This is a genomic window from Alphaproteobacteria bacterium (assembly GCA_026400645.1).
Lineage (GTDB): Bacteria > Pseudomonadota > Alphaproteobacteria > Paracaedibacterales > CAIULA01 > JAPLOP01.
In genome coordinates, this window is the sequence record JAPLOP010000003.1 from 1 (window position 1) to 18,223 (window position 18,223).

The window sequence follows — 18,223 nt, forward strand, 5'->3', positions numbered from 1 at the left end:
ACGGATGCGACCATCCCTTTCTGTTTTGTGACGTTTTAAAAGGTCTGTTCGAAGTTGCGGAGATAAAATTTTATTCATAGAGCTATACTTGACATAGTTTATGAGAGAATGCACGGAAAATCATGTAAGAGGGGTATATATGCCCAAAGTTTATTGCCAAATGGTTTAAAATTGTGCCTGTATGAGGGCTATAGGAGCAATAATCTACAACGTATACTCTTTGAAAATAGGTTTTTCAAGGTTCAAACCCTTCATCCAGCGTGGTCTCAAGCGCAGATATTTGACGAAACGACTAAGCTTGTTTCTCCTGTGACTAATAAAGATGGCTCAAAAAATATTCCACCCCACTCAACGGGTTCTGCAATTGATATTTATCTCATTGATGAAAATGGTCAACCGGTTAATATGGGAATCCAAGTGAAAGATTGGATGGAGGATAAAGATGGTTCTCTTTCCCAGGCAATATCAGAGAGCATTTCTGGTGAGGCACAACAGAACAGAGATATTATGAGTAAGGCCTTATTAGCCGTAGGTTTTGTAAATTACCCCACAGAATATTGGCATTGGTCTTATGGGGATCGGTACTGGGCTCATCAAAGCGCTCAGCCCTCTGCACTTTATGGGGGTGTGGAATGACGAGTTGTCAAATTCAGAAAGGAGGGGTTAGATTTTTTTATTAATATCGTTTAATCCAGCTTAATCCCAAGCCAGATGTTCGGTCACCGCCTACATCAACCTCCACATTTAAATTCTCGGCAACGGAAGCCTCTAGGGTTGCTTTGCTGGTGCCACCGGCGCTTACACCTTGGTCGATGGAAACTCTCACCTTGCCAAATTCCTTACCAACACGGAGCGATTGCCTGCTATCTGTGCTACTGGAATCGGGTGTATCGTTATTTGATTTTAGTTCCAACGTATCAATGCCAAACGTGGATCGGATTTTGTCTGTGATGCTGACTCCCTTTTTTCCTTGCAGGGCTGATGCGACAGATGCAAGTTGTAAGCTTTGTCCGGCTGAGATTTTTTCAAGACTATTTCCAAACAAAAGGAGCGCCAAAATTTGTTCTTCGGGTAAGGCCGGATAAGACAAAAACGTAAATTGTGGATCGGATGCCCATTTCTCTATGTGAAGCATAACCTTTGTATCGCCTGCGTCTCTGGTGGCGACTATGTCTAAAAGTGGGTCATTTTTCTTCGTTTGATTAAAAGTAATGACACCCTTTTCAATCTTCATTGCTTTGCCGAACAAATCGAGCTTTCCTTGTTGAATTGTCAGGGACCCAGAGATTTGCGCAGTGTTCACACCGCCTCCAATCGTCATCCGCCCTTGCCAGGTACTGTCCAGCCCAAATCCTTTGATTGTAAAATGATCCGGTATTGTTATTATCAGATCGAGAGGGATGATTGGCGCTAGTTCCTCTTCTTTGGTCGCATGATGTTTCTTGGCCCCGGATGCCGCTTGGTCCACAATATGGATTGTTGGGATTTCTTGTCCCGTTACTTCTTCCAAGAAAAATTTAGCCGGATCAAGGATCAAATTTCCCGTGATCTTTGTATTTCTTCCTTCGCCTTGTAGGGCAAGGGACCCACTGGCGCGACCCACAAACGAATCGCTTTGGGCAATTTTAAAGTCTGTTAGCGTAAGGCGCGTATCCACAGTTGGATTCGTCATGGTCTTGAAATCGATGTGACCATCGCCGGTTAGCTGCCCACCGGGCCCCTTTTCACTGGTGATGCTGCCATCATGTGCGGTCAGATAATCAATTATGATTTGGGTTCCATCCGCATGAGCCTTTAGATCAATATCCCGAACAACCGTACCGAATGTTGCGTTTTCGTAAAGCCCAGATTTCAGGTGAATATCACCCTTTAATTGTGGCTGACCTGCATTGCCAGAAGCGGCCATATTGATGATTGCGGTGCCGTTGATCCGGTCCCCACCGGGTAAAATGGATGCGAAAACCCCCAAATGGACGGCCCCTTTTACCTGGGCGTTGATATTGCTTTGTGCGTAAAGGCGACCGTTTTCAAGCGACGTGCTGCCGGAAATATCCAATTCGAACGCACCCTTTCCCATGAGCTTAGATTGCCATTTTACGCTATCCTGTGCCCACGAAAATTTGGTGGTGCTATTGATTTTTTGACCAAGAAAGGCGGTCATTCTATCTTTTGTTGGGGGGGTGTATGACAGGGATTTGATGGAGAACTCCCCCGTGATTGAGGGGATCGAATCTTTACCTGCCAGCGTTGCGTCGCCAGATAGTTCGCCATCAACTGTTAGCTGGGGATTGAAGGATTGAAGGCAACCAAGGGGGATTCGTTTCAGGGAAATTCGACCCCGCCAGGCGGCTGGATTGTGCCCAAGATTGAAATGGGTGTCGGTCCACTGAATTTCGCCGCCATCAACCCCAAGGCAACCTTGGGCCAGGGTAAAACGGCCATCGTTTTGATCCAAAATACCACAAGACACTTCTTTCTTTAGGGAAATTTTATGCTTATCTAGTGACGCCTGAAGGGTTTTTAGGATCACCGTTTTGCCAGAGATGTCGATAATCCCCTTGGAGGAAATACCTATTGATTGGGGGCTGTTGTTGGGATTTCTGTTGATTTCATAATTCCCACGACCGTTCGCCAAATTGATCGAAAGCTGGGTTTTTGCAAGGGATCCTTTGATGTGACCAGAAAGGTCCTGGTCCAGAGTCATATTTAATGTGACATCAGATTTTTGTCTGAAAGCCCCCTCCCCAATGGTTGCCGCAAGGTTTGCATTCACACCTCCGCGATTGGTTGCAAAATCAAAAACCCCGGTGGATTGGAATGCAGCCGGTTTATCCAGTAATGGTGATATCACGGACAGGTCTGCGGTCAGCGTGGCTTTTTGGTTCGTAATCGTAAGCGCCAGCATCCCTGCCCCATCATAACCCTGGCCAAAAATATCGGGGCCAATTTTGATATGGGTCAACTGGATATTCCGTACAAAAAGCAGCGCTGGCGCAGAAAGTTCTTTTAACGATATGGGTTTTGATGTCATTGGCAGATGGTCGATTTCAAGCGCCCCAATTTTAGCCCAAAGTTTAATTGGGCCGATTCGAAAGGGAAAAAACTGCAGCCTAAGGGTGATATCCTTCACCGTCAACCACGCCCCTTTGGGGTCGGACAGCGTTACCTTTGATGCTTTTATGGAAAATGGAAAAAAGCCATCAACTGTTTCGACATGGGCCTTTTGATCGGGGTCAGACAGCGCATGCGTGATTAACCCCTCTAGGATGCGGATTTTAACCGCCGGAATTTGCACAAGGACCAAAACGATCCCCGTGGCATAAAGTGTGCTTAGGAAAATTCTAAATAATAATTTGAAAAATGATAAAAAGAACATCCGCCTAAACTGGGTATCTGTTTACTTTTTCCGAAACGTATCCAATGTCACGATGTTGGATCCATCCATAACGGGGGCGGGTTTTTCGTCCTCCTCCATCTGCAAAGCCTGGCGTCCTGTGGTATTTTCCCCTGACAGTGACACGGCGTCCTCCTCGGTTGAAAAATCAGGTGTAAACTGCAATCCAAACTTGGCCGATGGATCAACGAAACTGGTGATCGCCTCGAACGGGATGGTTAATCGTTCGTTGATATCGTTGAAACACAGGGTGATGGAAAAACGCTTATCCTCGACCACCAGGTCCCAAAATTCATGCTGCAGGACAATGGTGATTTCATCGGGGTATTCGTCTTTTAGGTAATCGGGCAAATCCACGCCGGGGTGATCTGTCGCCAACGCGATATAGAAATGCTGCTTTCCCGTCAGGCCGTGTTTTGCAACGATTGACAGCGCATCCCTGACGACAACGCGCAAGGCCGACTGAACAAGCTTTTCATAATCAATGGAGTCTTTTTTAGTCACAAGCCGCACCCTCAACACAAAAACCTGACCGTTATTAGTGGGGGCATTCTGTTGCCCGGCTGCCCCCCCGACCGCGATAGTCACGTTGCTTTAACGCCAGTAAAAAACTGGAATTTAAGCAGCGAGAGAAACTGCAACCCGACGACGGTTGGAGTTGGCAGAAGCCAATTTCCGACTGTTGCGATTTGCAGCTGTTGCTACCATAGTGCTTGTAAATGTTGCACTTATAAATTTAGTCCGATAACGGCGGTACCATGCCGGGCAAAGAACACACCTTTATTACGCACGTCGATCCTATTTCGCCCCCATAAAATCATATCGATTCTTTTTGGTGAAGGCGCCGGGTACCGCCCCCGGGTCCGCAACGCTTATTTCGCATATTGTTTATCGCCATAGTCGACGAAATGATTAAAGATCGATCGACAGTCCTAGGATAATCTTTTTTGGCGTAAAATCAAGAAAATTAATAGGGCTCAGTTAATGTGAAATTCTAACTGTTTCCCCGTTGCCTGGGCATATTTATACAAAGTTTTTACACTGGGTAGTGCAGACCCCGATTCAAGGCGAGCAATAACAGACTGAGTCGTGCCCATTCTTTTGGCGACTTCTTCTTGTGTCAATTCTGCTTTTGAGCGTGCCTGAATCAATTCAAATGCAATTTTATACTCTAATTCCAGGGCATCATATTCCGCCACGAATAAGGGATCGTTCATCCATTGATCCTTGACCGTTTCGAAATGAATCCAGTTTTTCATCTAAATCTCCTTGACCCGAGGATGACAAAAGGTGGGGTGTGGAGTAAGGGTGGCCATCGTGTGGGGCATCAAATGGGAGCAAGGTGAAAAACCCCAGCGGCCCATCGCTAAAACTTTTGTCTATCGTTGATTCTAGCGTTTGCCTCTGTTCGATTTCCCGCCGCGATTTCCCACTTTCAAAGATTGATCTTGAGGTTTTGGCATAGGGGGCATCACGATTTTGCTTTTGCCTATGCCCAGGCATAAGGCACATTCATATGTATCGTCCCCGTCCATAATATTATATGTGTATCCAATGTATTCATAGGAAACGTTTCCATCTGTAAGTTCGAATATGGTGTGCTGTATAATATTGAACACTTCTGGGGAAAATAATATCGTTCCCAATACACGACTTTCAAACCTTCTTGCTCCAAATTCTTCCTTTTCTGAATCTGTCACGGTGCTTTCGTATGCAGTTTGCACTGAATCCAGGTCATTAAGAACGCTCCTCCAGTTGTCAAACATGGCGGTTAGTAATTGAATTTTATCCCCTCTCTCTTCCGCGCTGTTGTTGATGCATGTGCGGTTGATGTATGCTCTTATAAGGGTGCGTGAAATTTTTCTTGATTTAATGCTCTCTTTTGCGATAGCGGGATGCTGACTAAGGGATTCCAAAAACTCGTCATCCACAATACCCTTGATAAGGCCTGACCCGCTTACGGGCATTTTAATTCCTGAGCGCAAAAGTGCATCAAAATGTGTTTCTACTTTGTCCATTTCTATGCTTCCGAACAAACACATGGGTCCGCCAATCTGCTCTGCTAAATTTGGGTCGAGATCGGTGTTTGCTTTCTGTTGGTCTGCGCGCAAACTTTCCAGCTCAAATTTATCTTCTTCTGATATTCGCATGGATTCAAAGCATGCGCCTGCTATCTTAATCCTATTATTATCAGATGAGCTTGAATATGCTGCGTCGGATTGAGTGCTGTAAGCAGGTTTTGATGCCGCATATGATGAAGATGTGAATCCACAACAAAAAGCAAACAACAGTATGGTCGGCAAATAATTATATGGTGACATGGTGTATACCTCTTTTGAATTACTTTTAATAAACTTATATCTATAATCAGCAAGACTCATTCGTATTCATTCTTGAATCCATTGCAACTAATCACTTGCTACTGCGGCCGATGATTTGTTTGGTTTGGCGGGAGAAGGACTTAACTCCGTTACAGTCGCTACTGAAGCAGATGGACGACGTAGCGGTGTCATGGGGATAACTCTGCTTTGCTGCGAGGCCATATTGGCTTTATTGTTCGCCTCTATCCTGGACAATCTTTCCCTCACAGACAGCGCGGGCACATCATCTTTCTGAATTGGGGAAGTGGAGTGTGGTTGCGTACTCACGGAAGACGCACTTATCCGGGTTGATGGAGTCTGCACCAAGCTCACGGAAGAAGTGGCGGCACTTAGAGATTTAATCTCTTTAGATTTTTGTTGCTGTGATGCTTTCAATGCCCGCATTTTATCAGCTCTTGATTGCACAGCGCTTGTATTGTCTTTTGTGGCTATAACCTCCTCCTTTAGCAACCTATCCACCTTTTCCTCTGCGACATTGTCGGGGATGACGGCTGCTATTGGCTTCGTGCTCGCGGATGAAACACTGGCTTTCTGTGTTACGGTATTCCTTGTTTGAGGAGCCGGGCTATCTTCATCAAAAGCGCTAGGCTCGTTATCGGAATCGTTTCCTCCGCGTGACTTCTTGAACCTGTCAAGTAGGTTTGATGCCAAGAGGTCTGCCATGCTTCCGCCTCCCTTAGCTACGGTAGCTTTCGTTTCTTTCTCTCGCTCTGCGGCTGTAGGTATCTTTTTCAGTGTGACGCCCTTTGCGATTGAATCAAGAAATGACGGTTGCGCATTGCTTCCCAATGAACTACTGGAGGCAGCTATGCTTGCCTTAGTATCGTTTTCTGGGTTAGAGCTTAGGGGTTTGGACGCTACCGCAATTTTGGAAGAAGACGTATTGGGTATTACTGTTCCCGTTGGAGGTCCGCTCATCACTCCCATTGGAGGTCCGCTCATTACTGCAATCGGAGGTCCGCTCATCACTGGTATGGTAGGTATATCAGTTGGAACTAGCGGGGGAGAGGATGGTCTCAAAGCAGCGCTCGCTGTTGTTGAAGTAGGTTCCACAGGGGGGGACATGTTCAACATTCCCACAGAAGGTAGACCTGGTCTGTTTTTGTGCTCTATCACACGTAATCTGCTTGCTAAATCACCGGAATCAACAACTACTGCGACAGGCACGTCAACAGGAATATTGACATCTGGTGCGTCGGCTTGTCTGCTAGCATGAATTCCTGCCATTAGGCCGACAGGCATCTGTGGTCGTTGTTGTGCGACTGCATCAACAGGTGGAAGCTGCAGTCCATTATCAGCTGCGACAGGGTTAGCATCTGCTTCTTCTTGCTGACGCTTCGCATCTGCTTCTTCTTGCTGACGCTTCGCATTTGCTTCATCTTGCTGACGCTTCGCATTTGCTTCATCTTGCTGACGCTTCGCATTTGCTTCATCTTGCTGACGCTTCGCATTTGCTTCATCTTGCTGACGCTTCGCATTTGCTTCAAGTCTCACGCGCTCAGCTTCTAATCCTGCAAGTCTCTCGTTCTCAAGTCTCACGCGCTCAGCATCTGCGGCTTGTTGGGCGGCGGCATTATGATGCGCTGCTTGATGATGGGTCCGCAAGACCTCCTCCAGAAGCTCTCTTATCAGTCCGCCCTCTGCGCGGTGTTCACGAAGATCCAGCGGCTCGCCCTTTATTTGCAGATCGCGTCCGATAGAAACGACTTTGTTGGCTTCTGCGCCCTCAAGACGAGTTGCAATTAGGTCTCTGCGGCTGGGGTAAGCTCTGAAGGGGTCCTCGGCCGTGCCGTCTCCACGTAATCCATCATTAACACCTAAATCCTCTTTGCCTGGGTTTGGATCTTTTATATGCCAGACATTTCCTGTCTCAATCTTCTCAATCAACGGTTCTCTTTTCGACTGACCCTCAACTGAATTGACGACGATGTCGATGTCTCGCATGGGCAGTTCGGTCATGCGCTTGTCAAGAACGTTGAGCACGGGTGCATTCTTTTTATCGCTTCCGCCAAAGGGGATGCGAACGGATGCACCAACGAAGCCGACGGCTTTGCGGACTGTGTCGCGGCTCCCTTCGACTTGGAACGATACATATTCGTTGATATCCAGATTGGCCCTTAGGCGCAGACCACGGATTGATTTGGCACCGGCGCGCCCTTCGAAATCATAGACGGCACCATAAACGCGTAAAGGGGGGCATCCGGGCATGGATCGACCAACTTCTAAATCAAAACCTTTTAAGGGGATTTCTTTGACGAGTTTGGAATTAACGGTGCTAACAGTTTTGGTTTCGGTATGGCCGCGATATTTTGTTTCTCGTGTGGAAATGGGGGCTATGTTTTTTTCGGCTTCTTTGGTGGTATCCTCTGGCAGGTACACGTTGGCCCGGTAATCCCAGGTTTCGCTCATCGCCTCTGCCCCCAAGGTCAGCTGATTTACCGTGTTAGACAATTCTGTTTTGCGACGGTCATAAAATCCATAAACGCCCAGGATGAATTGGTTACTGTCGGTGATCCATCGTTTACCGATACCAAAGTTCCCTTCCTTTGCTGAATGGGAATCGGCTGTGAACCGGAAATCAAGGTAAATCAGATCATTCAATCCTTGGGATAGCGGCGCAAAAAGCGCCATCTGGCCAATGCGACGTTCGTTGCCGGCTTTGGCACCGAAATGAACGGCTGGGTTCCATTTTTTAGACAAGACAGCGGCTGCAGGTTTTTGATCTTTGGAGGAGGGCCCACCCTGACTTTCCACTGCCCCGATCGACAATGACGCTGCCGTCAGAAAAAGAATCTTTCTAAATTGATTAATAACCATTCGTTGATTAAATATCATTTTCAAGATGTGAACACTCCAAAGTTATTTCATAAAATTTTAGATAAAAGCTCGCCGGAATACAGATGCTTTAGTTAACCCGATTCCACCTACGTTAAGTAAACAATAAACATAAAAAAATCAAGTACTTTTTTTATAGAAATGCAAAAAAAATGAAAGGGGCGGGGTTATGCTGAATTTGTTTTCATTAGGGGGGGATTCTCGGCTATAACCATAGGAAACATAAGGAGCCTATATAAAGTGTCAGACAAATTAAGTGATTTCGTACCCTCTGCCGTTGTTGAAATTTATACAGATGGGGCCTGTAGTGGGAACCCGGGACCCGGGGGATGGGGGGCGCTTTTGCGTCAGAATACTGTGGAGGTAGAGTTATCCGGTGGGGATCAACAGACAACCAACAATAGAATGGAAATGATGGCGGCGATTGGGGGGATATCGGCGTTGCCACCAAAATTCACGATCCAGCTGTTCACCGATAGCCAATATTTAAAAGACGGCATTACATCATGGATCAAAAACTGGAAAAAGAACGGCTGGAAAACGGCGGCGAAAAATCCCGTCAAAAACCAGGATCTGTGGCAACGGTTGGACGATCTGATGCAAACGCATACGATCGAATGGAACTGGGTGCGCGGGCATAATGGGCATCCGGAAAATGAACGGGCGGATATGCTGGCGCGAAAAGCCATCATTGCCCAACGGATGGCAGATTAAGGGGGCGGGTCGCATGCGCGGGATTTTCATTACAGTCGAGGGTGGCGAAGGGGCCGGGAAAAGCACGCAAAGCAAGCTGTTGGCCAACCATTTGGAACAATCGGGCAGGGTCGTCACACTAACGCGCGAGCCGGGCGGAACACATGGGGCGGAACAATTGCGCGCGCTTTTGGTTACCGGAAATGCCAATCGCTGGTCACCCATTTCAGAGGCGTTATTGATGTATGCAGCGCGGGCCGATCATTGGCAAAAGCTGATTGAGCCGGCATTGGCCAATGGCCATGTGGTGATCTGTGATCGGTTCGCCGATTCTAGTGTCGCGTATCAGGGGTATGGCCATGGGGTTTCGTTGGATTTTTTCGATAGCTTGTATAAAAATGTGATTGGCACCCGAAAACCTGACAGAACGTATGTTTTTGATTTGGATCCCGGCGTTGGGCTGGAAAGATCATGCAAACGCTTGGCGGCAGAATCTGCCAGAGAATCCGTCAAAGAGGGTGCGGAAAATCGATTTGAATCATTGGATGTGTCTTTTCATCAGCGCGTGCGTCAGGGTTTTATGCAAATCGCGGAAAGGGAACCAAAGCGCTGTCGTGTGATTGATGCCACCAGTGCGCCCGAGATTATAGAGCAGATTATTTGGCACGACATTATGGGCATTGTTGACAGGGGTATTTTGTGATAGTCTTTCCGTTATGCATGAAGGAATCCAAATCACAGAAATCGCCCTTGTTGTTTTAATCGCCTTAACGGGTGGATTGATATTGTCGCGTTTAAAGCAGCCCCCTGTTTTGGGATATATCCTGACGGGGGTTATTCTTGGGCCATCTTGTTTTGCCCTGATTCAGTCTAGGGACCAAGTCGAAATCCTTGCTGAATTGGGGGTTTTGCTTTTATTGTTTGTCGTAGGGATGGAACTTAACCTTCGGACTTTTAAACGGGTCTGGGTCACGGCTACGCTTTGTACGGTGCTGCAGATTTTTGTTTGTGTTTCTATACCTTTGGGATGCTCCACCTTGCTGGGATGGTCTATGGAGTTGTCGCTTCTTTTGGGGTTTGTGGCGTCGTTGTCATCGACGGCGGTTGTTGTGAAAATGCTCGAAAGTATTGGCGAGCTTAAAACCGAAACAGGGCAGCTCACAATTGGAATTTTGATCGCCCAAGATCTGGCAATCGTTCCTATGATCATTATCCTTAGGAATTATTCTGAATCTTTGCTGAGCCCCATGATGTTCATAAAAATCATCGGTTCTATCGGGATGATCGTTGCGCTAATAACTTACCTGAGCCGACGCCACAGGGTCCACGTTCCTTTGGTGCGCGTTATAGCCGGTGAAAAGGATCTTGTTCCGCTTGCCTGTTTAACGTTCTGCTTTTTGGCGGCGGCAGGATCGGGATTAATGGGTTTATCTGCACCCTATGGCGCATTTCTGGCGGGGCTTGTGCTGGGGAACACGCATGAACGCTTGTTGGTGATCGAAACGACAAAGCCGATACAGTCTATATTGTTAATGGTTTTTTTCCTGTCGATTGGATTGCTTCTTGATATTGGATTTATTTGGATTAATCTGCAGTTTGTATTGCTTTTGTTGTTTTTGATTGTTATTGGGAAAACAGCTTTGAATATTTTTATCCTGAGGTTGCTGAGGCTGTCATGGTCACAATCATTTCTTATTGGGGTTACGCTTGCCCAGCTGGGGGAATTTGCATTTTTGATGACGACGATCGCAAATCAGGCCCACATCATTACTGATTTCGGGCAGCGGCTGATTATCTCCATAACGGCACTTTCATTAGCATTCAGCCCCCTGTGGATGGCAACGGCGCGACGTTTAAAAGATTTGGCTGATGCAAATACTATTTCTCTCAGGAAGTTACTGAATTTGGTCTATGGACGGGAAGTTTCATCTGCGCTGTGCTATTGGCGGCGTGCAAAAGATTGGTCGGCAAGCAAGCCTCATGCGGATCAGCCGTCAAGGATTCAATTTTTGGAAGGGCCGGTTACCCTGGATGACGACGACGAATAACACCCCTAGTTTCGTTTTCGAGGAGCAGTTTTCTGGTCGTGTTGCCGGCATTGACGAGGCTGGTTGTGGTCCATGGGCCGGCCCTGTTGTTGCGGCAGCGGTGATTTTGGATCGGGATTCATTTCCGAATGCCCTGTATGACCAGGTCAAGGATTCCAAGATAATCAGTCGAAAAAAACGGGAACGAATCGCGGACATATTAAAAAATCATCCCGCAGTTTCTTATGGCATTGGTCACGCAAGCGTTGAGGAGATCGACGCGCTGAACATCAGTAAAGCCACACAATTGGCGATGCAGCGTGCTGTTGGTGTTCTTGTTCCAAGGCCTGGTTATGCCCTGGTGGATGGTATTCGAAAGCCCCCCTTGGATATTCCCGTTCAGATGATCATTAAGGGTGACCAGCAAAGTTTTTCCATTGCAGCGGCATCCATTTTGGCGAAGGTTGAACGGGATTGTATCATGGGTGAGCTTGATCAAATATATCCCCAGTATAACTGGAAACGTAATGCTGGATATGGGACGCGTGAGCACCATCAAGCCATGATTCATTTTGGGATCACACCCCATCATCGGCAAAGTTATGCACCTGTTCGGGTGTTTTTGGTTAAAGAGTGACCGAATTGAATACAGTCAACGATGTGGCTGGTAATGAAATGAGACCTAAAGTATGATGAATCAGATTGGATCGGGGGTATAAAGCTCCTGCCAATGCAGTTCTTTAATAGTCAGCAAAGGGGTAAATTCATGGGTTCTCTTCGATTTTGGCGATACGGTCTGTGGGCCTTTTTGGTTATCGTTGGGTGTGTATCCCTTGTAAAATATCAGCTTGGCAAAATCCCGGCGGCCTTTGTCGACAGCAAGCCCAGCCATGGGCATGCCAACATTGGTGGTGTATTTACATTGACGGATCAATACGGAAACACGCGCACCAATGATGAATTTAGGGGTAAGCTTATGCTGGTCTATTTTGGATACAGCTATTGCCCAGATATTTGTCCGCTGGGCCTTCAGAACATGTCAAAGGCCATTGATTTGCTTCAAAAAGATCGGGACCAGGTTGTTCCTATCTTTATAACAATCGATCCAAAACGCGATACGGTCGAAAACCTGAAACTGCATGCATCAAATTTCCACCCAAGTTTTGTCATGTTGACGGGGCCACAGGACCAAATTGATGGTGTGTCGAAAGCCTACCGTGTTTATGCGGCTACGGCGCCAAATGATGGAACGACGGACTATTTGATGGATCACAGTACGATGATTTATATCATGGACAGAAATGGTGCCTTTGTTCAGCAGTTTCCGCATACCGTGGATCCGGAAGTATTGGCCAAGGTTCTGCAGAAATGTCTTTTCTCACCAAAGCCGTGAAAAGTTAGCCGTGAAAATTTATATTATCGCAGGTGAGGCTTCCGGAGATCTTTTGGGATCTCATTTAATAAAGGCTTTGCGAGTAATGAACCCAAGCCTTGAGATTTTCGGGGTTGGTGGTGCATTAATGGAAAGCCATGGACTGAAAAGCCTATTCCCCATTCAGGATATTTCTGTGATGGGATTGGTTGAGGTTATTCCCCATATCCTGACGATTAAAAAACGGATACGGCAAACACTCGACCATATTATCGCCACAAAACCTGATGTGATTGTGACGATTGATGCGCCTGGATTTTGCCTAAGAGTTGTTCGGTTGGTCAAGAAACAGTGCAAAATTCCAGTTGTGCAGTATGTTGCCCCCTCTGTCTGGGCATGGAAACCTGGTCGGGCGAAAAAATTATCCCAGCAAGTCGATCATCTTTTAACCTTGTTTCCGTTCGAGCCCCCTTATTTCACACGTTATGGTTTGCCAACGACGTTTGTGGGGCATCCCGTGGTTGAACAAACGCCACAGCCGGATCCAACATTTCGACAGCGACATGGTATTCTGCCCGATGTGCCTTTACTGTGTATATTACCAGGAAGCCGACAAAGCGAAATACAACGACTATTTCCCATTTTTATGGAAACGATCACCCTTTTATCGCAACAGTTTCCAACGATCCGGGGGGTGGTCCCCGTTTTGCCCCATTTGCTTTCCGGTGTGAAAGCGCAGGCACAGTCATGCTCCGTTCCCCTGACGATTACCGATACACCAGCCGAAAAACAAGCTGCATTTATGGCATCAACGGCAGCGTTGGCGGCAAATGGTACGGTTGCATTAGAATTGGCACGGGCATCACTTTCGATGGTTGTTGGGTATCGTTTATCCCCCATTACGCATTTCATTGTCAAACGATTGGTTACTGTTGATATGGCCTGCCCAGTTAATCTGGTGTTGAATCAACGAATTGTCCCCGAGAGAATACAGCACGATTGTACGCCGCAGAATTTAGCCCAAGATCTTGTCCCTATCCTGAAAAATCCACAAGCGATGAAACCGTTTTTGCAGCAAGCCATCGATTTTTTGCGGGGGGATGATGTCGATATGCCAAGCCAACTCGCGGCCCGCATTATTTTATCCTATAGATAATCCTGACTTTTTTTCCTATCTCAACGGCAAAAAATTCTTGGTTGCGTTTTTAATCGCGACTAAATTAACGGGATAAAACGTGCGTTTGTTAACCTTGATTGTTTCTTTTGTTGCCTGTAATGGTCTGAATTGACCCGGTGGATGCATTATAGATGGTTGTTCATTTTTTTTTGGCTTGTTATTGGCTGGCAGTTTATAGGCCGTAAAGCGCACAAGGGGATTTGCCAAAGGACTGGGTTCTGATTGTGTGGGATTATTTTCCCCAGTAAATTGGATATCCAGAAGAGCGGGTATTGAATTTCCGGTCAGTTGGCGCATTTTTTGCCACGCTTTAATAACCTTTTCACGATAGGGGATATGATGGCGTGGTGTCGCGGAATGATAGTGGGCAACAGCTTGGTACCAGGAATGATATTGCTCTCTTAAGCCTAGTAAATAGCGGGCAGCATAGGCAACATTGAGTTGCGGATCGAACGCATCCGATAAGTTTCGAAATGCATGTGGATGATGTTTTAGATTAATTTGCATACAGCCAACATCAATACTTGAAATACCATGACGCTGAAATTTTTGGACGGCCGTGATAGCCTCGTCCTTTGTTGCATACGTATATCCTTTGCCATTGACGTTAATGGTCCACGGCCAGGCAACAAATTGACCAAATCCCGTTTTCTTGCCTGATTCTGTCAAAGCAATCGATTTCAAGAGCTGGTGTGGAATTCCAAGGGCAGCCTCCTGTTGTTGGATAAATGATTCACATGAATGACCGAATCCTTTGTGTGCCGGTAGCAGAGCCAACAAGAGATATAAAAATTTTAAACATAGTAAGGCCTTTTTAAAGTGATTCCAAAGCATGTATTGTTTCCCTTCGATATAGGAAAGTGCAAGAAGCATGCCATGTGGCCGTAGTGGATGTGTTTTTCTAGGAGGGTACTTTTTGATGGAATCAGCGTGTGTTTTTTGTTGCACGCTCATGCAGCCAGCCTCGAAGGTTGACATTTGTGTGCCATTTTGGCAAAGTGTTTATGTCACAGCGTCAAAATAACATTTATAATTCTATCTTTTTTTGTTTTTTGAGCGTCATTAAACAAGAATGCAAAACATGATCCGGGGATGCTCTATTGAAAAAATACTCTCATGCAATCAGCTTAAGCTTGATGGTTATGGCTTTTCTGATTGCCGCAAGGGAGTATTATGTTGGTTACGAGGCAGAAAATGCATTAAACCTGGAGTTGGAATTGCTACATAGTCAAGGGCAGTACCCGGGGCAAACAACATCCCCCTTTGATAACATATACAAGAATCTGCAAGATAAGTTAACCTTTGACGATTCACAGTTGTCTGGCTTTACATCTGCGGCAGGATTTATTTTTTCACAGGCAAAATTAACTCTTTTGAGGGAGCGGGTCCTGCAAGTAGGCAGGGGCGATACTATTGCAACGATTCTGTCTGATCTTGGTGTTTCAAAAAAAGAAATTGACGAGGCGATTAAAGCCCTTCAAAAATGTTGCAATCCTCGCGATTTAAAAGTTGGGCAGACAATCTCTGTTTGTTATCAGGGCAATGATTCTGAGGAAACTGTCTCTCTGCTGAGTTTGGAATTCAAGCCGTCTGCGGAGCATCGTCTGACTTTGACTCGTGACACGAAAGGCAGGTTTAAGGCAGAGAAAAAGGCGATTATTTTGGCCAAGGTACTGAAAAGAGTAGAAGGCGTCGTCAAGAGCAGTTTTTATAATTCCGTCCTAAAAAAAGATGTTCCTCAAAAAATTGTGCACGAAGCGATTATGGCATTGAGCTATAGCGTAAATTTATCGCATGACCTAAAAAGCGGGGATCCATTTGAATTGCTGTACGAGGAGCAACAGGACGCCTATGGAAACACAGTTAAATCGGGCGAGATCAAGTATGTTTCAATTCTTGCAGGGGGTCAGGTTCATCGGTTGTATAAGTTTACATCTGCAGAAGGGGTGTCTGGATATTATACGGATAAGGGCGAAAGCATCGTTAGGGCGCTGCTTCAGACGCCAATTGACCCCAGCAAATCACGCGTGACGTCCAAGTTTGGTAGACGGGCGCATCCGCTCAAATCCTATACTAGAGAACACAAGGGTGTTGATTTTGGGGCTCCAGTCGGAACAACGATCATGGCGGCCGGAGACGGGATTGTTGTGAAGGCTGGATACAATGGCGACTATGGTAACTATATCAAAATTAAACACACTACGGATTATGAAACAGCCTATGCGCATCTGAGCCGATTTTCTCCGCAATTAAGGGTTGGGGTCCGTGTAAAACAACGACAGGTGATTGGGTATGTAGGGACAACGGGTTTGTCAACGGGCCCCCATCTTCATTTTGAGGTCATTTACAAAAGGGAACAAATTGACCCCCAGAAAATCAAACAATTTCCCACGACTCATCTGGTGGGGCGAGAAATGCAACGGTTTAACTTGCTTAAAAAAGACATTTCTGGTCAAATCGTTGGCTTCCCTCAGGGCGCTAAAAATCAAATTGTTCAAACCCGTTCTGTGAAGCTAAGTAAAGTCCGGGCATGAGCAGGTGAATGAACTTTATAGGGTGCAATGCCTCAAAAGCCAGAAATGATAACCGTCAATTAAAGGAGTTTTTATCAATGCGCGCAGAAGTAGACGCACACGTTAAGACAATCAATCAATCCTTGGTATTATTACGGAGGCACCTTTGACTGGGATCGCGCACTTCTAAGGCTGGATCATCTAAATCACCAAGCCGAATCACCCGATCTTTGGCAGGACCAGGTATCGGCGCAGAAAATCCTTAAGGAACGGGAAGATTTACATCAGTCTATCTTGCGAATCCAGGGGATGGAACAATCATTGAAGGATGCGATAGGGCTAATTGAGCTCGCCGAAATGGAGGGCGATGATTCAATTGTGGACGAGGCGGAAAAATCATTGGAAGAATTCTCCAAAACGGCTGTTCGTTTGCAATTAGAAACTTTGCTGTCGGGAGAGGCCGATTCGAATGATTGCTTTGTTGAGGTTAACGCTGGCGCTGGTGGAACAGAGGCCCAGGATTGGGTCCAAATGTTATCCAGAATGTATGTCCGATGGGCAGAACAGCGGCGATACAAGATTGAAATTCTTGATGAAAACCCAGGCGAAGAGGCGGGCATAAAATCGATCACTTTTAAAATCATTGGACATCAGGCCTATGGCTGGCTAAAAACAGAAAGTGGCGTGCATCGGCTGGTCAGAATCTCGCCATTTGATGCGAACTCTAGGCGACATACAAGCTTTGCATCGGTTTGGGTTTATCCTGTTGTTGATGATTCGATTAACATAGAGATAGAAGACAAGGATCTGCGTATCGATACCTATCGTGCATCGGGTGCAGGTGGGCAGCATATTAACAAAACTGAAAGCGCAATCAGAATTACCCATATACCAACAGGAATTGTGGTGCAGTGTCAAAATGATCGGTCGCAGCATCGCAACAGGGCCCAGGCGATGTCTATGTTGAAAGCACGTCTGTATGAGTTGGAATTGAGAATACGCGAGGAGAAATTGTCTGCTCAAACTTCTGGCAAGACTGATATTGGGTGGGGACACCAAATTCGGTCTTATGTTTTGCAGCCTTATCAGATCGTGAAGGATAACCGAACGGGCGTTGAGCGTGGAAATGCACATGGCGTTTTGGATGGTGATATTGATTGCTATTTAGAGGCTGCGTTGGCGCAACGAATTGGAAGCGATGGCGTATAAAAGGCAAATCCATCAGGGGGAGGATGGATTTAGCCAAGCAATTTTGTGAAAATGATCGACTGACAAGGGTTTTATTTTAATTTACAGAACAGTTGGTTTCTTTGTTAAATCTTTGTATTATAGGCAATCAAACAAAGTGTATACCCTGAGGCCATTGATGAAGTCCCCCTTGTCGACCAATGAGATGCAAAATAGAATAGACATCTTGCTTCCTGATTTTTTTGTTTCACGTGAAACATTAGAAAAATTTATCAAATACCGCGAGCTCTTAGTCCAGTGGAATGAGTACGCCAGTCTCGTTCAAAGAGAAACATTGGATAAGTTTGTCGATAGACATTTGGTTGACAGCATTCAGATAGTCAAACATATCGCTTCAGATCGAGTTAGTGTGCTAGATGTTGGTAGTGGGGCTGGTTTCCCGGGTTTAGTTTTATCAATCCTTGGGTATAAAAATGTTACACTTGTTGAATTAAACAAGAAAAAGTCTCTGTGCGCCAAGATAAGTCGCACCAATCTTGCGGGTGAAAGTCCCGCTGTGGAAGGGAAAGCCAGTCCCACCACATAGCGAGTCTTGCGTCTCTCAAGGTAACGACAGAGTCGAAGCGTAGACAGCGAAACACTC

General features: G+C 46.1%; 16 protein-coding genes and 1 other RNA gene. 10 read left to right on the top strand and 7 right to left on the bottom strand.

The window, feature by feature from the left end; genetic code table 11:
• The first annotated feature begins 108 nt into the window (after positions 1-108).
• A complete protein-coding gene (locus tag NTX76_00305; protein ID MCX7337715.1) occupies positions 109-636 on the top strand; it encodes a M15 family metallopeptidase in 528 nt (175 codons plus the stop codon).
• 40 nt (positions 637-676) lie between these two features.
• On the opposite strand, the gene NTX76_00310 is transcribed toward NTX76_00305, so the two are convergent.
• From NTX76_00310 to NTX76_00335, 6 genes are all read right to left on the bottom strand, one after another.
• Positions 677-3,376, bottom strand: a complete 2,700-nt coding sequence (locus tag NTX76_00310) for a translocation/assembly module TamB domain-containing protein (protein ID MCX7337716.1) — start codon at positions 3,374-3,376, stop codon at positions 677-679.
• A gap of 21 nt (positions 3,377-3,397) precedes the next feature.
• Positions 3,398-3,982 (bottom strand): ClpXP protease specificity-enhancing factor SspB, encoded by a 585-nt coding sequence (locus tag NTX76_00315; GenBank protein ID MCX7337717.1) that lies wholly within the window; start codon positions 3,980-3,982, stop codon positions 3,398-3,400.
• Positions 3,935-4,360, bottom strand: a transfer-messenger RNA (tmRNA) gene (ssrA, locus tag NTX76_00320). Before ssrA ends, NTX76_00315 begins: the two co-directional genes overlap by 48 nt.
• An 11-nt stretch (positions 4,361-4,371) precedes the next feature.
• Positions 4,372-4,653: a helix-turn-helix transcriptional regulator gene (locus tag NTX76_00325; protein MCX7337718.1), complete on the bottom strand. Its 282-nt coding sequence runs from the start codon at positions 4,651-4,653 to the stop codon at positions 4,372-4,374.
• 132 nt (positions 4,654-4,785) lie between these two features.
• Positions 4,786-5,715: a hypothetical protein gene (locus NTX76_00330; GenBank protein ID MCX7337719.1), complete on the bottom strand. Its 930-nt coding sequence runs from the start codon at positions 5,713-5,715 to the stop codon at positions 4,786-4,788.
• Positions 5,716-5,802: 87 nt separating this feature from the next.
• The gene (locus NTX76_00335; protein ID MCX7337720.1) at positions 5,803-8,610 is read right to left on the bottom strand and encodes an inverse autotransporter beta domain-containing protein; all 2,808 of its coding nucleotides are present in this window, start codon (positions 8,608-8,610) and stop codon (positions 5,803-5,805) included.
• A 240-nt stretch (positions 8,611-8,850) separates the two neighbouring features.
• Here NTX76_00335 and rnhA point away from each other — a divergent pair, with 240 nt between their 5' ends.
• The 6 genes from rnhA to lpxB all read left to right on the top strand — a co-directional run bounded on the left by rnhA (position 8,851) and on the right by lpxB (position 13,858).
• Entirely contained in the window at positions 8,851-9,324 is a 474-nt protein-coding gene (rnhA, locus tag NTX76_00340; protein ID MCX7337721.1) for a ribonuclease HI, read from the top strand.
• Between the two features lie 13 nt (positions 9,325-9,337).
• Positions 9,338-10,006: a dTMP kinase gene (gene tmk / locus NTX76_00345; protein MCX7337722.1), complete on the top strand. Its 669-nt coding sequence runs from the start codon at positions 9,338-9,340 to the stop codon at positions 10,004-10,006.
• A 13-nt stretch (positions 10,007-10,019) separates the two neighbouring features.
• Positions 10,020-11,351 (top strand): cation:proton antiporter, encoded by a 1,332-nt coding sequence (locus NTX76_00350; protein MCX7337723.1) that lies wholly within the window; start codon positions 10,020-10,022, stop codon positions 11,349-11,351.
• Positions 11,335-11,967, top strand: coding sequence for a ribonuclease HII (locus NTX76_00355; protein ID MCX7337724.1), 633 nt, complete (start codon positions 11,335-11,337; stop codon positions 11,965-11,967). Before NTX76_00350 ends, NTX76_00355 begins: the two co-directional genes overlap by 17 nt.
• A 129-nt stretch (positions 11,968-12,096) precedes the next feature.
• A complete protein-coding gene (locus NTX76_00360; GenBank protein ID MCX7337725.1) occupies positions 12,097-12,723 on the top strand; it encodes an SCO family protein in 627 nt (208 codons plus the stop codon).
• 10 nt (positions 12,724-12,733) lie between these two features.
• Positions 12,734-13,858 (top strand): lipid-A-disaccharide synthase, encoded by a 1,125-nt coding sequence (gene lpxB / locus NTX76_00365; protein ID MCX7337726.1) that lies wholly within the window; start codon positions 12,734-12,736, stop codon positions 13,856-13,858.
• A gap of 15 nt (positions 13,859-13,873) precedes the next feature.
• On the opposite strand, the gene NTX76_00370 is transcribed toward lpxB, so the two are convergent.
• The gene (locus NTX76_00370) at positions 13,874-14,857 is read right to left on the bottom strand and encodes a lytic transglycosylase domain-containing protein (GenBank protein MCX7337727.1); all 984 of its coding nucleotides are present in this window, start codon (positions 14,855-14,857) and stop codon (positions 13,874-13,876) included.
• 122 nt (positions 14,858-14,979) lie between these two features.
• On the opposite strand from NTX76_00370, the gene NTX76_00375 reads away from it, so the two are divergent.
• From NTX76_00375 to NTX76_00385, 3 genes are all read left to right on the top strand, one after another.
• On the top strand, positions 14,980-16,413 hold the full coding sequence (locus tag NTX76_00375) for a M23 family metallopeptidase (protein ID MCX7337728.1): 1,434 nt from the start codon (positions 14,980-14,982) through the stop codon (positions 16,411-16,413).
• Positions 16,414-16,490: 77 nt separating this feature from the next.
• Positions 16,491-17,601, top strand: a protein-coding gene (prfB, locus tag NTX76_00380) for a peptide chain release factor 2 (GenBank protein MCX7337729.1) whose coding sequence is annotated in 2 segments (ribosomal slippage) — positions 16,491-16,559 and positions 16,561-17,601 — 1,110 coding nt in all. Because the reading frame shifts where the segments join, the coding sequence is not laid out codon by codon here.
• Between the two features lie 169 nt (positions 17,602-17,770).
• Entirely contained in the window at positions 17,771-18,166 is a 396-nt protein-coding gene (locus tag NTX76_00385; GenBank protein ID MCX7337730.1) for a class I SAM-dependent methyltransferase, read from the top strand.
• Positions 18,167-18,223: the final 57 nt, after the last annotated feature.